General features: G+C 43.8%; 13 protein-coding genes. 3 read left to right on the top strand and 10 right to left on the bottom strand.

Features of this window, described 5'->3' with window-relative positions; translation table 11 throughout:
• Positions 1–32: 32 nt before the first annotated feature.
• Together GWR56_RS12150 and GWR56_RS12145 are read right to left on the bottom strand one after the other, a co-directional pair.
• Positions 33–596, bottom strand: a complete 564-nt coding sequence (locus GWR56_RS12150) for a thermonuclease family protein (protein WP_162431504.1) — start codon at positions 594–596, stop codon at positions 33–35.
• A 73-nt stretch (positions 597–669) separates the two neighbouring features.
• Complete coding sequence (locus GWR56_RS12145; RefSeq protein WP_162431503.1) at positions 670–1,023, bottom strand: VOC family protein; 354 nt, start codon at positions 1,021–1,023, stop codon at positions 670–672.
• A 95-nt stretch (positions 1,024–1,118) separates the two neighbouring features.
• Here GWR56_RS12145 and GWR56_RS12140 point away from each other — a divergent pair, with 95 nt between their 5' ends.
• Positions 1,119–1,373, top strand: coding sequence for a (2Fe-2S) ferredoxin domain-containing protein (locus GWR56_RS12140; protein ID WP_162431502.1), 255 nt, complete (start codon positions 1,119–1,121; stop codon positions 1,371–1,373).
• Here the strand turns inward: GWR56_RS12140 and GWR56_RS12135 are convergent.
• Together GWR56_RS12135 and GWR56_RS12130 are read right to left on the bottom strand one after the other, a co-directional pair.
• Positions 1,370–1,900: a ferritin gene (locus GWR56_RS12135; RefSeq protein ID WP_162431501.1), complete on the bottom strand. Its 531-nt coding sequence runs from the start codon at positions 1,898–1,900 to the stop codon at positions 1,370–1,372. The genes GWR56_RS12140 and GWR56_RS12135 overlap by 4 nt on opposite strands.
• Before the next feature lie 125 nt (positions 1,901–2,025).
• Entirely contained in the window at positions 2,026–2,349 is a 324-nt protein-coding gene (locus GWR56_RS12130) for a hypothetical protein (RefSeq protein ID WP_238395226.1), read from the bottom strand.
• Between the two features lie 163 nt (positions 2,350–2,512).
• On the opposite strand from GWR56_RS12130, the gene bla reads away from it, so the two are divergent.
• Positions 2,513–3,238, top strand: coding sequence for a subclass B1 metallo-beta-lactamase (gene bla, locus GWR56_RS12125; protein ID WP_162431499.1), 726 nt, complete (start codon positions 2,513–2,515; stop codon positions 3,236–3,238).
• On the opposite strand, the gene GWR56_RS12120 is transcribed toward bla, so the two are convergent.
• Together GWR56_RS12120 and GWR56_RS12115 are read right to left on the bottom strand one after the other, a co-directional pair.
• Positions 3,239–3,613: a hypothetical protein gene (locus GWR56_RS12120; RefSeq protein WP_162431498.1), complete on the bottom strand. Its 375-nt coding sequence runs from the start codon at positions 3,611–3,613 to the stop codon at positions 3,239–3,241.
• A 116-nt stretch (positions 3,614–3,729) separates the two neighbouring features.
• Complete coding sequence (locus tag GWR56_RS12115) at positions 3,730–6,141, bottom strand: ABC transporter permease (protein ID WP_162431497.1); 2,412 nt, start codon at positions 6,139–6,141, stop codon at positions 3,730–3,732.
• A 310-nt stretch (positions 6,142–6,451) separates the two neighbouring features.
• Here GWR56_RS12115 and GWR56_RS12110 point away from each other — a divergent pair, with 310 nt between their 5' ends.
• Positions 6,452–7,666 (top strand): hypothetical protein, encoded by a 1,215-nt coding sequence (locus GWR56_RS12110; RefSeq protein ID WP_162431496.1) that lies wholly within the window; start codon positions 6,452–6,454, stop codon positions 7,664–7,666.
• A gap of 51 nt (positions 7,667–7,717) precedes the next feature.
• On the opposite strand, the gene GWR56_RS12105 is transcribed toward GWR56_RS12110, so the two are convergent.
• From GWR56_RS12105 to GWR56_RS12090, 4 genes are all read right to left on the bottom strand, one after another.
• The gene (locus tag GWR56_RS12105) at positions 7,718–9,268 is read right to left on the bottom strand and encodes a VCBS repeat-containing protein (protein WP_162431495.1); all 1,551 of its coding nucleotides are present in this window, start codon (positions 9,266–9,268) and stop codon (positions 7,718–7,720) included.
• A gap of 13 nt (positions 9,269–9,281) precedes the next feature.
• Positions 9,282–10,601, bottom strand: a complete 1,320-nt coding sequence (locus GWR56_RS12100; protein ID WP_162431494.1) for a vanadium-dependent haloperoxidase — start codon at positions 10,599–10,601, stop codon at positions 9,282–9,284.
• A gap of 18 nt (positions 10,602–10,619) precedes the next feature.
• On the bottom strand, positions 10,620–14,195 hold the full coding sequence (locus tag GWR56_RS12095) for a VCBS repeat-containing protein (RefSeq protein ID WP_162431493.1): 3,576 nt from the start codon (positions 14,193–14,195) through the stop codon (positions 10,620–10,622).
• 81 nt (positions 14,196–14,276) lie between these two features.
• Positions 14,277–16,112 carry a RagB/SusD family nutrient uptake outer membrane protein gene (locus GWR56_RS12090; protein ID WP_162431492.1) on the bottom strand — a complete coding sequence of 612 codons (1,836 nt, stop codon included), beginning with the start codon at positions 16,110–16,112 and terminating at the stop codon, positions 14,277–14,279.
• Between the last annotated feature and the right edge of the window lie 7 nt (positions 16,113–16,119).

Genomic DNA, 16,119 nt, shown 5'->3' with positions numbered 1-16,119 from the left:
TATTTAAGGCAAGATAGTTAATGTATGCCGATTTAAAAAGCTACCGTATCGCGGTGCTTACGCGGTTTGCGTTTTTTATGGTGCTTTTTGGATTTGATCGTTTTCTGCTCAACACGCCGGGATTTGCCTTCCTTTCTGAAAATCCAGGGCGGGGTTGGGTTTGCATCCTGCCATAGGCCCAGGCGTGCTTCGCGGGCGTGTTCTTCCAGGCTTGCCAGCTCCATATTTTTTGAATACGCCCGGTATTGCCAGGCATAGCCCTGTTTAACTATCTCGTAGTTTACATTAGTGCCGTTTTCCAGTTCTACCTTCCCTACTGTGCGGCCGTAGCGGTCGTGTTGGTTACCAATAAGTTTTACCATTTTACCAAAGCACAGGTTTGATGTAAATTGCTTGGCGGCCTGCCCAAATGCCTGGCTTTTTTCCGGGGCGTCTATCTCGGCGAGGCGTACGGTGATGCTTTGGTTATCAGGGGAAAGCAGTACCATGGTATCGCCATCCTTTACCCCTATTACTTTGTACAGGGTTTCGTTTTTATTACAACCAATGGTAAGCGTAAGAACGAAAAGACAAAGGAATAAGGACTTTTTGAGCATGGGGCGAAGATAATACATTACGCAAAAAGACGCGAAGTTAAGACGCGAAGTATCGCGTCTCTACATGCACTATTTACTCCCCATGCAAGCTCCAGGCATTACCATCAGGGTCTTTTACGGTAGCAAAACGTCCCCATGGTGTTTTGTCGGCGTTACCCACTTTAATTCCTTTGGCGGCAAGTTCGTTGATGGTTCCATCCAGGTCGTCGCATTTGATCACAAAGCCTTGTATACTGCCGGGCTTTAAATCGGGGAACCAGTTTACCAGCGTAATGGATGTGCCGCCACCGGGCAGGCCCAGCTGGATCCAGTTTGCACCGCCCTGAAAGGGCGCCTCGATCATTAAGTTGAACCCAAATTTGAGGTAGAATTCTTTAGCGGCCTGCTGGTCGGTTACCGGGATAGAAATAACTTCGATCGATCTCATCAGTTCTTAGATTAATTGGTTCATGCTTGTGTTATAATAACTTGTATCAAAAATAAACCTGATATTTGTATTTACTAATAAAAAGATGTTTGGCGATGGGAAAATTCACTGTACCGGATAAAGTGCTGTTTGTGTGTACAGGCAGTAAGTGCGGTAAACGGGGCGGCAAGGATATGTATAAAACGGCCCGTAAGTTTGCCAAACACAGTGACCAGGATATTGAAGTGATACGTATAGAATGTACAGACCGGTGTGATTACGCACCGGTCTGTACGATGTCTCCCGGCAATATCTGGTTAAAAGAATATTCGGAGAAGGATGTTTTAAAGCTTTTATTAGCTAAAGATTAGGCCTCGCTATCGTACTTTATGTCGCCCACGTGTTTATCAATCTGCCACCTGCCGGTGCCTTCTTCGCCAATAACATCAAACAACTCTAAAGCACGGCGGGCTTTATACTCTTCTTCGCGCTGCTCTTTCAGAAACCAGTTCAAAAACTCGTTTGTTACAAAATCCTGCTCTTTTAAGCAACGGGCGTAAATGTTTTTTATAGATTGCGTAACGCTGATCTCCTGGTCAAGGGCTTCTTCAAACACCTCGCGGAACGAATTATATTCTTGCTTGATGCCGGTTATCTCGGGAGATATAGCATTACCGCCCATATCCAGTATGTATTTGTAAAATTTAAGCTGATGCTGTCGTTCTTCTTCGGCCTGTTTAAAAAAATATTCAGACGAGTAGTCGAACCCATTGCGGTTACACCACGATGCCATTGACAGGTAAACAGCCGATGAATAAGCTTCCTTTTTAACTTGCTGGTTTAAAAGCATTTCTACATCTGCAGAAATAAGGCTTCGTACGCGGATAAGATCTTTCATGTTGATAGTATTTAGAACTAACTAAACAAGGCAACAAACGTGCCGACTTCATTAGTTAATACAATATTACACCTATAGATCAGCAGGAAACGAAAATAAAGGCAATATGAATTCAGTCTAAATTACTAACCAACAACACGATACAGGCGATCTTGCAATATGCTGTTGAGCTGCAGCATTACAAAGGTGCCTTCAAGCAGCTCTTTTAAAGCGATGATCTGTAACAGGGAAAGTATGTAACAGTGATCGCAGGCGCAGATAAAGATGATCTCAACGTCGGGGTCTTTCGTGGTTTCTAACAACTTAGCTTCTATATCTACATTGTAAACCGCTTTCTTTAGTTTTAGTAAACAACGGTAATCAAAGCGGGCAACTTTTCCGGCAAAGTCGATATACCAGCAACGTTCGGCATCGCACTGATAAACAGCGCCTGCATTTGTGCTGAACACATCTGCCCATGTATTAATTTGTAAATCTGATAGAGTTGTAACCATTCGTCGTTACAAAAGAACGCACTATTTATAATTAATCCAAATAATGTTAATAAATTATTTATAACGATATAAACACCGGCATAATACCTTTGCAGCATTTAATGCCCTTGAAAATTATATGAAATACTTTTTCACAACCCTTTTTTTGTTGATCGCTGTTATGGCGTTTAGCCAGCAACATCCTGTTAAAAAGATCAGCATTTCGCATCTCATTAAAAACTTTTATGTGTGCGTATCATACGGCTACCCTGATGGTGACAAGCCCTTCCCGGCCAATTGTTTATTCGCGGTTACCGATAAGGGTATAATCCTGATCAATACCCCTTGGGGTGATGAACAAACGCAGCAGCTAGTAGATAGCGTTAAACGGCGTTTTAACAAAAAGATAGTTGTATGCATTGCCACTCATTTCCATGACGATTGTGTAGGCGGTTTTGATGTACTGAAAAAGCAGGGTACTAAAACCTACACCAGCAAACAAACTTACGCGCTTGCTAAAAAAGAAAACAACGAACTGCCGCAGTACACCTTTACCCGCGATACCACCTTTACCATTGATGGCCTAACCCTGCAAACCTGGTTCCCGGGCGAGGGGCATACGCGGGATAATATTGTAGTATGGTTCCCGAAGGATAAGATCCTGTTTGGTGGCTGCCTGGTTAAAAGTTTAGAGGCCACTACAAAAGGCTTTACCGGCGATGCCAACCTTGAGCAATGGCCCCTAACTATCGATAATGTTGGCCGCAAATTCGCTGAGGCGCATTATGTTATACCCGGCCACCAGGGGTGGCAGGGCAGCACAAAACAATTAAGGCACACGCAGCAGATCATTGGTAAGCAATAACTATTGGTTATTTCCTGGTTTTAGTTTTTGCTGTTCTTTAACAATAATGTTTACCGCGTGGGCTAAAAATTGCTTTTGACCTTCGTTCAGCTCGTTTACTTTACCATCGTTGTTAAACTCGTAAGCCACCTTGCCATGGCTATCGCTGCTGGCTGTAAAGCCCTCACCGTTTTCCTCAAATTCCAGGTATCCGCCATCCGAGATATGTTCAATGGCGGTCTTGTCTAACGTAAAAACGATCTTACCCGAGTATTTTATCTTTTGTGTAAGGTTATCGGTTTTGTTAACTATGGTTGTTGATTTGCCAGGCAGGCAGGCTGTAATAGCACTAAGCATTACCAATACCAGTGCAATAATTTGTATTCTTTTGTTCATCGTTCTCCTATTTGTTTGAATTAATGAATCAAAAATACACATTACATGGTATTATGCAATACATAGTACTATTTAAATTTATAAAATTCTGATAGTCAGTAAAATAATTTTTTATATTATTCGCTTCTCAAACTTTTAACCGGGTTAACCAGCGCGGCTTTTATTAGTTGGTAACTAACGGTAGCTAAAGCTATACCTACAGCTATTATCCCTGCCAATACAAATATCCCCCAATGAATATTAATGCGATATGTATAATCCTGCAGCCATTTATTCATTAAATACCAGGTTATTGGCGCGGCTACGGCAAAGCCTATCCCAATTAACACAACAAACTCTTTAGAGAACAGGTATACTATAGCCGATATTGATGATCCTAAAACCTTGCGTATACCCACTTCCTTTATACGCTGAACAGCCATAAACGATGCCAGCCCGTATAGCCCAAGGCAGCTTAGCAAAATAGCAATGGCGGCAAAGCTTTGATATATTTTTGACAGCTGGCTCTCCTGTTTGTAATATGCCGCTATGCGTTCGTCCATAAATTTATATTCAAAGGCGTAATCGGGGTAAACTTCATTCCACAACTTTTCAATGCCCTTTATAGAAGCGCTCATATTGGCCGATGATAGCTTGATATTGCTAACCCCGTATCGATTTTTTAAGGTGGTGATCAGCATAGGCGCGTACTCGTCCTTAAACGACCGGTTATGAAAGTTCTTCAAAACCCCTACTATCTTCCCTTTTGCAAATGTGCCTAAGGCTATTTGCTTGTTTAGGGCGTCTTCGGGTTTTTTAAGGCCCAGCTTTTGAATAACCGCCTCGTTCACTAAAAACTCCCTTACGGTATCCGAAGCCGCAACGTTTCGCCCTGCCACAAGCTTTAACTTATATGTTGGCACGTATTGCTCGTCGGCCATTTGAATAATAGAGTAAAAATCAACCTGTTTAATGGCGTTGTCATAAGTAAACATCGTCCAGTTATCATCCTCGCCTGCCGGCAGGTCCGAGCTTAGGCTCACCTGCTGTACACCGTTGATGCCCCTAAGTTTATTTGTTAGATAATCGAGTTTGGTGATGGATGCGCTATCTGACGGAAAATGAACGTTTACAATCGCATCCTTTTCAAAACCCATGCTTTCATGTGTAAAATAGTTCATTTGCTTCACAATGATGATGGTACAAATGATAAGCCCCTGCGCTATTACGAACTGGAACACAACAAGCGCGTGCCTTAAGGATATGCCTTTAGGCGTTTTAAATGCCAGCTTGCTTTTTAAAGCATTTATGGGGTTAAAGCCCGATAATACCATAGATGGATAAAAACCGGCTATTAAGGTTACCACTACAACAAGCACCAGGGTAAACGCCGCCACTTTTACCTGTAATAACATATCAGCCTGTAATGGCAGCTCCATTATTTTACCAATCATTGGTATGGCAAGCACGCTTATACCCGCGCTTAGTGCAAGCGATATAAGCACGATAACAAAAGTTTCGGTTAAAAACTGGGTTTGCAGCTGGCTGCGGTTACCACCAAGCACCTTGCGTATACCTACCTCTTTGGCCCGGTTTACCGCCTGGGCGGTAGCCAGGTTAACAAAGTTTACACAGGCAATTATCAGTATGAACGCCCCTATCATCCAGAGCATATTTATCATTTGCCGAGTGATAGCAATATTGGAGTAATTATCAACCTTACTATCAAAGTGCACTTCACTTAATGGCTGGGCCACTTCGCTGTCTTTATTTTCGGGCGAGCGGTATTTTTTCATCAGCGCTTGCAGCTTGCCGGTTAGCTGGGCGCCTGTCATGCCGGCGGGGGCCAATACATAGCAGCCATAAAATCCGCCGGTGCTGTCATAATCGTTTGATGTAAGCATACCGGCGGTGCGGCCGGTGCCTAACGAAAACAGCACCTTAAACTGAAAATCGGTATTCCTGGGAATAGGCGCCATAATACCTGTTACTTTCAAAACTTCCTTATTAGCCCAGCGTATGGTTTTACCCATTGCCTGCCGCCAGTCGCCAAAGTATCTTTCGGCGGTTTCTTTTGTTAATAATACCGAATTTGGGTTGCTTAGTGCTGTATTAGCATCGCCCAACAGCAGCGGAAAATCGAATATCTTAAAAAAGGATGGCGTAGTGGCAAACACCCCGTCCTCTTTAAACTTCTTTTCAATTTGCCCGGCAGCATTTAATACCTGTATCTGCTCGTTATAACCGTGAAATATAGGAGCGTAAGCTTCAAGTTCGGGTATATCTGTTTTCAGGGTTTGCGGTATGCCGCGCGCTATTCCTGCTCCGTAAAAAATGTCTTTCGAATCGGCATGGTGATACTCCGTCAACATCCGGTATATCCTATCCTTTTTGGTATGAAAATTATCAAAGCTTACATGGAACTGTATCAGTACAAAAATGACCAGGCAAACAGATATGCCCGAGCCAAGACCAACGATATTTATAAACGTATACGATTTGTTACGCAACACATTGCGCCATGCTGTTTTAAATAGATTTTTAAACATACCGGTGAGTTTTAATAGTTTATGAATGTTCCATCGCGATCGGGCAAAGCAGATGCCAGTCGAAAAAGCGCCTCCCTATCCATTTCCAGGCACCTTTTGACTGACAGGTGTACGATAACGGACAGTTCTACGTACGGTTTCGTACATTACTTATGGGTCAGTCTGATCACTTAGTGACAGGTTTACCAGTTCACCTGGATTATTCAACTATTAAATAAATATTTCCTTTGTAACAAAAAGGTTATCTAAAAGCAACAGTAATTTTCTGATTATTGGTTAACATTAGCGCATCAACGCACATCTACCGCTAATGCTAAAAAGGAAATTCCTGTTGCTGCTTGTTTTCCTGTTTCCGATGGCAGTTATTTTATCGCAGTGTTTCAGCAAAAGTGAAGCGCACGATCCTCGCGGCCAAGCCTATGCCGGGCCTGAAACCTGTATAAGCTGCCACGCGGATATCAGCAAAAGCTACCTGCATATGGCGCATTACATCGCATCTTCGCCCGCATCTGTCAAAACCGTAAGCGGTAGCTTTGCAGACGGTGAGAATGTTTTTCCTTACAACGGTCACTCTGAGGTGTTAATGACTAAAACGGATAGCGGGCTTTATCAAAGCTATTACGTAAACGGTAAAAAAACTGAAGCTGCACGTATGGATATTGCCATGGGCGGCGTTAAAGGCGAAAGTTATTTATATTGGAACGATAACGAATTATTTCAGCTTCCTGTTTCATTTGACAATACCAAAAATCACTGGATAATGAGCCCTGGCTATGATACCGTTATGGCGAGTTTCGACAGGATGATAAATATTCGTTGCATGGAGTGCCATGCTTCGTACGCCAAAACCGAACCGGGCCGTGTACCAAGCTTTGGGGGCGAAACCATTGGCTTTCAAAAAAACTCCGTAATCTTAAGCATCGATTGCGAACGATGCCACGGCGGGGCAAGGCAACACGTGGATTTCCAGAAGGCGAACCCTGATATTAAAACCGCAAAATATATTACTAATATAAGCGCCTTGACCCGCGAGCAAAGGGTTGACCTTTGCGGCACCTGCCACTCGGGCACCAAAACCGAAAACCCGAGATCGATATTTGACTTTAAGCCGGGCGATAAACTTACCGATTTTAAGAAACATGCTCAGTCTGCCGGGCCAACAGACCTGGCACACCTTGATGTACACGGCGACCAGCTGGATATGCTGAAAACCAGCAAGTGCTACATCAGCAGCAAAATGGATTGCAATACCTGCCATAACACCCATAAAAACGAGCGCGGTAACGCCCTGCTTTTTGCTCAGCGCTGCCAAACCTGCCATAAGGCCGAAAGCCACAATGTTTGTAAAATGACAGGCAAAATAGACGCGACCATTTTGCAGGCAAAGTGTATCGCCTGCCACATGCCCGCCCTTGGCACCAAAGCTATTGTAAACGAAAACGAATCGGTACTGATACATACCCACCACATTGCGGTTTATCCTGATGAAATAACCAGGGTTACCAATTATTTAAAGAAGAAATAGTAGCGTTAGGTTTACCACCCAATTCAGCAACACGGCATAAAAACGTTGTACCTACTCTTTTATATGATTCTCCAACACAATAAACGGCTGGCGCTCGTCCCATGAGGGCGAGAAATTCGGCTGGAATAAAAACCCGCTGGCGTAATTGCCCAATATAATATCGGGCTTGCCGTCTTTGTTAAGGTCGCTTACATCCATTGTCATCCAGCGGCCGTACTTGCTCACCGGCACAGCATGTGGTTTAAACTGCATAGGCCTCTCCTGCTCAAAATATATAAATTCTTCGGCAGGGTTATTCTTCATATCGGCAAAGAAAGCGATGGTGGCAATATCCAGATCGCCGTCTTTATCAAAATCAGCAGCTATGGCTTTTGTAGCGCCATTGATAGGGTAAAACCAGGTTTGCTTAAAGTTAAGATCGCCGGTGTTCTTGTAAATATACAGGCCATGGTATGGTTTCAGGATCCTGGAATCGCGGAAATTATAACCACAGGTATATAAAAGGTCAAGGTTCCCATCGTGGTCGATATCAGCCAACTGAAAGCTGGTTGAACCGTACACCGGCGGGAAACGCAGCAGTTCCCTGTCGGTAAAGCCCCCCTTTTTATCGTTTAAAAACAAGGTCAACCCTTCGTCGCCGCTGCCAAACAGCACCATTATATCCGGGTAGCCGTCGTTATTGAAGTCCTGAGCCACTGCCTGCACCGCGCCTGGCCGTTCAGATATGGTGAATTGTTTGTAAGCTTTATCCGCCCCTTGTTTAAGCAGAAAAACACCTCCTTTAAGATTTCCCTGGCCGCATATCACCGTTTCCATTTTACCGTCCTTGTCAAAATCGGCGCTAACGGTTTGTACAGGGCGCGGCAGGTCTAACGCAATTTGTTCGGGCGCTTGTTTACCACCTGATAAGTTTACATTAAACACTCTCCCGTTAGGGAAATCAACAAGGTCCATGCGCCCAATGCACGAAATTATGGCTTTATCAATACCACGTTCATCCTTAACAAAACTGGCATCAACGGCGGGCGACGGCATATCGGCAACTTTTGTGGATGTAAACTGTCCATCCCACTCTGTTAACTGTGCTGACATAACGTCGCTGGTATAAATTTTACCGGTTGCCGGGCTGGCGGCTACCATAGTGGTAAAGCATATATTATTGGCCCTCGCGGGCTTTTTCAGGGTGAAGCCGGCCCAATCGTTAACAAAGGCAACTGGCCGTTTAGCCGGTAGCAGGGTATCAGGGGCCAGTTTCTTATAATAATCAACAATGGCCTGCCAGTTTACTATTGATATCCCGCCGGTATCCTTGGGATCCTTAAAAAAATCGGGGCCATAGGTAGATATACCTAAGTATTTGGCCATCCCGGGGAGTACGTGCATCCGCCACACATCCTTTGTAAGGGTATTAGCAGGAACCAGCGCGTGGCATTTTGTGCAATGTTTTTCTACCAGGTACTTACCATCGGCTATAGTATCACCGGTAAGCTTGTAAGGGCTGTCTGTTTTGCTTTTGCAACCGTCCAGCACGGTACTTAATGATAATAACGCAACCCCCGAAAATATAACAGAAGTAAATAAAAAGGTATGCTTTAATTTCATAATTAGTATTCGCTTAGTTCTGTAGCTTTAACGTATTCCAAATGAATTCGCCTATTTTACGGCCCTGTATAGCGCCCTGGTCAACGCTGTTCTTATAGTGTATGCCGCCATAAAACCTGCTGATAGAGGTCTCGTCTGATGCTTTTAAAAAAGATTTGAAATGACGCTGCATGCCAATGTAGCGCAGGTCGCTGGTATCGTCATATTCGAAGTTATCTCCAAATAAATGGGTTAGCACTACCGCGGCTGCTCCGCTTATATCGCTATGACCGCTTGGGTACTCGGGGAACGGCGGTGTTTGCAGAAGCGGCAGCCATTTAGGGTCCATTTTATCGTTTATAACGGTAACAGGCCGTATGTATTCTGTAGTGTATTTAACCTGCCAGCCGCATATAAAGGCATCGTATAAGGCAATTGAGGTTAAAGCGTAGGCCTGCGCGGTTTTAACGGCATTAGCCTTGGTTTTTTTACAGGCGATAGCCGTGATACCTATCCAATGGCCGCCCGGCGTAATCTTCTTGTTCACAAACATCATGTGCCCATTATGCTGTATTACAAAAGGGTTATCATCCCAAAACCTGGCTATGGTTATCTGTTCGGGCGTAAGCTTTTTGCTTTGCTCGTAAACCTCTACGTTTTGCTTATAGTATTCGCTGTTTTTGTCTTCGCTAAATGGTGGTGGCGGCGGCAAGGCAAAATCTGTTGATGATTTTACAACAAAGGTTTCCATTGTGCCCCAGCAAAATTCTACCCCGTCCAGGTAATCGGGCGCGGTTGGGCGCCACTTACCATTATCGCTGCTACCCAAGAACCTGGGTTTGCCCCTTGTTTTGGCATAATTGTCAAATTTAGATCGTGCCAGTATAGCGGCGCCAACCTTTTCGCCAAAGGCAACAGAACGGGCATAAACCGAGTCGTCCAGGTTATCCTGGTACATGGCAAAAACTTTATTCTCATACCGCTTTAAGGTATCTACCGAAAAGGTAACCTTATGCGCAACGGTAAAAAAGGCTTTTGTTGCGGCCAGCGCATAATTATACTTTACGCCTTTTTGTGGCTGCGGTAAATTTTTAAAGCCTTTGAGCTGGGCAGCAATGGAAGCATATTTTGGATCTTCAAAACGCATTGCCTCGTACGCGGCAAGCGTAGTATAACCATATATACGGCTGGCCACCGGCGGACTAAACACATCGTAGATTATAACCTGTGTTAACTCGTCAACGTTTTGGTGCAAAACCTCGGCATCACTTATGCGGGCTATCTTTGGTTTTTGCCTGCAGCTTACTGCCAACAGGCAAAATATGGCTGCAATAAAAACTTTAAAGTATCTCATGGTCATCGGCTATATATATTATTTTAAAGGTATATTTCGGGTATGGCCGGCGTTATCTGTTATGCTAACAGACGCCATTGATGAATCTATGTTAAAGAAACGGCCAGATTGCGACAGAAACGATCCGCCGTTATAGAATTCCTGCTTAGCAGTTTTGCCGTTTTTGTATTTAATAATAGCAAACATATCCAATGGCTGCAAACTAACCGTAGTTACCGGCTTTTTTAATTCAAAAACTTTTAAAGCGTCCTTATACTGTGTGGCAGCCAATAAGTAATTACCCTTCGCGCTTCGTAATTTTACCAGCGCTTTACCATCGCCGGGTATGTAAATACCGCTTTGCATAATGCTTAAAGGCTTAAACCCACCTTTACCATCACCTTTTAATAATAAACCGTTAAAGGCATCATACCGGCCGGTGCTAACCTCGGTACCATAATCGTTACCGTTAAGGACTACATCAAGGTTGCCGTCACCATCAAAATCATCAACAATTATCCCTGCAAGCTGCGACATTTGCGCTTCGATCGGCAATGGTATCATGGTAAACTTACCATGCCCGTCATTACGCATATAGCACGACCGCAGTTCATTTGCTTTTAACCTTACAGCGCCTTTACGCATGTCGGGGGTAATTACGCTATCCATCGTAGCTACAGCGTACGATTTATAATTTTGAAATTTCACCCTCATGCTAATGATCTGCTTCACGATATCATCGCGGGTATGCGCCGGAAATTCTTTCATCACCCCTTGCTTGTCTTTCAGGAACAGCGAGGGTATGGCGTCATAGCTATCGTTGTTATCAAAATCTTTGGCGGTAATGTATGCCGGATATTCATCGGTCCCCTTGTAAAATGTATTCAAACCGGTGTTACCAACTATATAATCGATATCTCCGTCATGGTCAAAATCGCCGCCGGTTATCGTATTCCACCAGCCAAATTTATTTGCAATACCAGTGTTAGGGGTTTCGTTTTTAAATATGCCGTGGTCGTTTTTCATAAAGGTAACCGGCATCCATTCGCCTGTTATAACCAGGTCGGGCCAGCCATCGTTATCATAATCTGTGAAGGATGCATCGCATACCAGGCCTAAATTTTTTAACCCTTTAGCAACCGTTGATGTTACATCTGAAAATTTAATATGACCTTTTTTGCTTTCATTACGTAAGATAAAACTGGACACGGGCTTAGGATAGTTCCATGGGTCTACCCTGCCCGATACAAACAGGTCAAGCGTTCCGTCTTTATTATAATCAACTGCTTTTACGCATAATTTACTTGTAAAATTGGCGGGTAAGGCATCGGCCTGCAATGCAAAGTTGCCCTTACCATCGTTTGCATATACCCTGTCCTGATATTGCTTTGAGTTTGGTTCGGCTTCGTATCCGCCGCTCGCCACATACAGGTCAAGGTCGCCGTCGCCGTCGGCATCAAATAATAACAATCCTTCATCCTTATACTTATCTGCGGGCTGCTGTGTGGTTGTTAACAGGTTACGCTGAATAAATTTACCACTTGCCTGCTGTAAAAAAAGCTGGGCCGGGTACTTTGAAGTACCGCCCACAACCATATCATCAAACCCGTTGCCGTCTACATCGCCTACGGCAACTGCCGGCGCATACTCCGATAATTTATGCGGCAATAGCTTTTGTACATTAAAATCCGAAAAATCGACATCGTTGTGTTTATAGTTTATACCTACCGACTTGGTTACCTCGGCAAACAGCGACTGGCTGTTAACGGGTAAAAAGTTGAAATTATACGGCGTTTTAGCATTGTTGATGTCAACTTTAAGCAACTGGTCAGTTTTTACGTTTGTCAGGGTTTGCTGTTTACCGTTTGTCCATTTTATGACAACAGAATCGATATTAGCGACCTTCCCCAACCCGAAATGCGCGATATCCTGAATAGTTGACAAATAACCGCGGAAGGGGGTATTCTCATACACCTGATGTTTACCGTGGTCGTAATAGATGTCGGCCCAGGCGCCTATCCCATCCTTGTTTTGGGGATTGCCCTTAAACTGTATCTGCAGATAATGATTATCGTTTTTATCCTTTTCGCGGGAGGTGTTTTTATAAATAAAAGCTTCATCATCAATATTATTAATGATCATATCCATGGCGCCATCGTTGTCCAGATCCGCATAGGCGGCACCATTAGAAAATGAAGGGATATCTATCCCCCAGTTTTTAGTGACATCTTCAAATTGCAGCCTGCCGTTATTTCTGAAGGCATAGTTTGATATTTTAACGATAGGTATTTGCTGCAGTATCTGTTTTTTGCTTGCTATAATATAAGATTCGTTCCTGAAAACAATAAAATCATGGTCTGTAACATCGCGCGGGTAACCGTTGGTTACTACAATATCCCTGAAGCCATCGTTATCAAAATCGGTTATCATAGGCCCCCAGCTCCAGTCGGTTTGGGCTACCCCGCTTAAAAAGGCAACTTCGCTAAATGCCGGGGCGCCAATCGAATCGTTCTGACCCAAACGCGGGCCCTGGTTTAGCTGCAAGGTATTATGATTATATTGGTATTGATATCCGTAAGTGTCGAAATTTTGATATAACTGATATGCGGTACCGGGCATAAACATCTTTTTGCGGTAGTTATCTTCGGGGTCCATATCCAGTTCGAAAACGTCCGCCAGGCCATCGTTATTAATATCCTGTATATCCTGACCCATTGCGCTGGTTGCGGTATGTTTAAAATATTCCTGGGTACGATCTGTAAACGTACCGTCGTGATTATTGATATACAGGATATTGCTTGGTAAAAAATCGTTAGTGACGTAAATGTCTTTCCAGCCGTCGCGATTTATATCTACAATACTGGCGGCGTGGCCGTAACCCTCTATGAGTATGCCGGCCTGTTTTGATACATTTGTATAAACACCGTGCTTTAATTTGGGGTCGTAATCGTTGCGATAAAGCCTGCCTGTACTGCGGCTTGATCCATCCTTCAGAATCGGCCTGAAGGAACTTGTATTATCGGTTGATTGTGCCTCGTTAACGGTAAGGTACATATCCAGGTCGCCATCGTTATCGTAATCAAAAAACGATGCCATGGTAGAGTGTATATTTATATCAAGGCCGTATTCTTTTGACGATTCTTTAAAAACCGGTACGCCATTTTTATCAACACCCTGGTTTATGTAAAGCAGGTTTAACCGCTTAACCGAATCGTTAAGCAAAGTGTTGCAAACGTAGATATCCTTTAATCCGTCATTATTAATATCAACTACAGCTACGCCACGGCCCCAACCGCCCTTGCCGCCAACACCGGCTTTTTCGGTTACATCATCAAATTTAAAATCGCCTTTATTTATATAAAGCCGGTTTGATACGGCATTACCAACAAAATAAATATCCTGCAATCCATCGTTGTTAAAATCGCCTATGCCAACCCCACCACCATTATAAATATTAAGCTTATCAAGCGGGTTAATGGTGTCGTTTTCTACTATTTCGTTATTGAATTTTATCCCCGAGTGCGAAGAGGATATTTTTTCGAACATGGTGGCCTTTTTACATGAGAATATAAAAAGCGGCAGAACGATCAACAGCAGGTATTTAAGGGGTTTCATTCAACGATATTAAGAAATTTATTAATAAAAAAAGAGGGGAAGATAAGATTACCTTCCCCTCTTCCAAAAGCTACTAACTTATTAATAGCCAGGATTTTGTTTCAATGTGCCTTTAGAAATATCAATTTGGAATTGAGGTATCGGGTAAAGCTCATTCTTGTTAGATGTGAATTTAGCAACTTTCATTACCGCTGAGGCAAATTTATCGCCAAAATCACGGGTATTTTTCAGGAATTTTTCAATCTCTGTTGACATGATCGAACCTGCAGGGCCGCCATTTACGGCATCCCAACGCGATAAGTCGAAGAAACGATGGCCTTCCATACCTAACTCAAGCTTGCGCTCAAAGTAAACCGCTTTACGGGCATATGCCTGGCCATTTGTAGTAAACTGGCCGGTGTATAACCCTACTTTGTAATTTGCAGCAAACTGGCTGTTATCAACTTCAGGCTTTTCAACATCACCGCCGGTATAGCCGGTTAGCTTACCTTTAACCCAACCGCTTTGGTCAGCAGCACGGGCCCTTACCTGGTTAACGTAACCTTCAGCAACCGAAAGTTGGTTTGCTTCAACTGCACACTCAGCTGCCCATAAAATAACATCAGCAAAACGGATAGCATTATAGCTGTTTGAAGTTGACTGGTTTGCAGCCCAGCCACCGTATGAATCTGAAGTAGTTGATTGCGCGGCTTTGTAGTATACGTTTTTAATTGGCAGGTACGGACCACCGTTTGGCTGGTCACGGGCCCAGGCAGCACCCGGGCAAATTCCCCAGTCTAAATATGGGATACCACGACGGCCTACTGACCAGTCTAACCTGGCATCAACTAACTCATCGCCCGGCATAAACACAGTACCGGCAGGCACACCCTGATCATTTTTCATGAAATCATTTTGGTAAGTATCCATTAACGGCAATCCGTTAGCATCAACTTTAAATGAGTTTACAAAATCAAATGTTGGCTGGAAGAAACCGCAGCATCCTGCAGGGCCTGCAGATGGGAAGTTTAACACGTTACCAGCGTTACCATTCAAACCATTGGCACCATCATGTACAGATGCCTGTACTACAAATACACCCTCAGGGCCGTTCTTGGTAGACGGGTTAAAGTTGTTAGCATATTTACCTAAAGCGTATTTCGCGCCTGAACTTGTTTTACCGTTGTCAATTACATTTTTCAAAATAGTAAAAGCATCGCCGTATTTATGGTCAAACATAAGCGTTTTAGCTTCGAATGCTAAAGCAGCCCATTTATTTGCACGGCCAATTTGCGGCTGTGTTTCAGGCAGGTCTTGTGCAGCAGCTGCAAAGTCGGCCTCAATTTTATCCCATATAGGGCCATCATTTGGAATATTGTAGTTTTGTGCTGCGTAGGTGATCGTTTCATCCACATACGGCACGTTTTTCCAAAGTTTAGCAGCTTCCAGGTGGAAGAATCCACGCAGAAAACGGGCCTCGGCTATATACTGTGTTTGTTGTTCGGGAGTAACAGAACCATCTTTAACCTGGGCTAATAACCTGATTACATCATTAGCACGTTGTACACCGGCATAGCATACACGCCATTTGTGATCTAAGTAATCGTTAGCACCTGTAGCGCTAAACGCCTCAAGGTTTGCAGCGGCAGGCTGGTCACCAGGGTTAGAGCCCTTAAAGGCCTCTCCGGCTACCACACTACCATATACCCAGTTATCGGTACCGGTTTCCCATGGGCTACCAGTCTGACCGTCAAATACACCATCAACAACTGAATATGCGCCAATAAGAACACCATCAACACCCGTACGTGTTGCAACCACATCGGGGATCAGCGAGCCGATAGGCGCCTGATCAAGATACTTCTTACAAGAGTAAGAGCCTCCAAGCAACACGAGTGTTGCCGGTATAAGGACTTTTAATTTAAAACTTTTTTTCATAACTATT

The organism is Mucilaginibacter sp. 14171R-50, assembly GCF_010093045.1.
Classification (GTDB): domain Bacteria; phylum Bacteroidota; class Bacteroidia; order Sphingobacteriales; family Sphingobacteriaceae; genus Mucilaginibacter.
This window is presented reverse-complemented; position numbering and strand designations above follow the sequence as displayed.

Coding starts and splice junctions, on each gene's coding strand:
- bla (WP_162431499.1), top strand. CDS start 2,513: ATGAAATACTTTTTCACAACCCTTTTTTTGTTGATCGCTGTTATGGCG.
- GWR56_RS12105 (WP_162431495.1), bottom strand. CDS start 9,268: ATGAAATTAAAGCATACCTTTTTATTTACTTCTGTTATATTTTCGGGG.
- GWR56_RS12090 (WP_162431492.1), bottom strand. CDS start 16,112: ATGAAAAAAAGTTTTAAATTAAAAGTCCTTATACCGGCAACACTCGTG.
- GWR56_RS12120 (WP_162431498.1), bottom strand. CDS start 3,613: ATGAACAAAAGAATACAAATTATTGCACTGGTATTGGTAATGCTTAGT.
- GWR56_RS12100 (WP_162431494.1), bottom strand. CDS start 10,601: ATGAGATACTTTAAAGTTTTTATTGCAGCCATATTTTGCCTGTTGGCA.
- GWR56_RS12145 (WP_162431503.1), bottom strand. CDS start 1,023: ATGAGATCGATCGAAGTTATTTCTATCCCGGTAACCGACCAGCAGGCC.
- GWR56_RS12095 (WP_162431493.1), bottom strand. CDS start 14,195: ATGAAACCCCTTAAATACCTGCTGTTGATCGTTCTGCCGCTTTTTATA.
- GWR56_RS12110 (WP_162431496.1), top strand. CDS start 6,452: ATGCTAAAAAGGAAATTCCTGTTGCTGCTTGTTTTCCTGTTTCCGATG.
- GWR56_RS12115 (WP_162431497.1), bottom strand. CDS start 6,141: ATGTTTAAAAATCTATTTAAAACAGCATGGCGCAATGTGTTGCGTAAC.
- GWR56_RS12140 (WP_162431502.1), top strand. CDS start 1,119: ATGGGAAAATTCACTGTACCGGATAAAGTGCTGTTTGTGTGTACAGGC.
- GWR56_RS12150 (WP_162431504.1), bottom strand. CDS start 596: ATGCTCAAAAAGTCCTTATTCCTTTGTCTTTTCGTTCTTACGCTTACC.
- GWR56_RS12135 (WP_162431501.1), bottom strand. CDS start 1,900: ATGAAAGATCTTATCCGCGTACGAAGCCTTATTTCTGCAGATGTAGAA.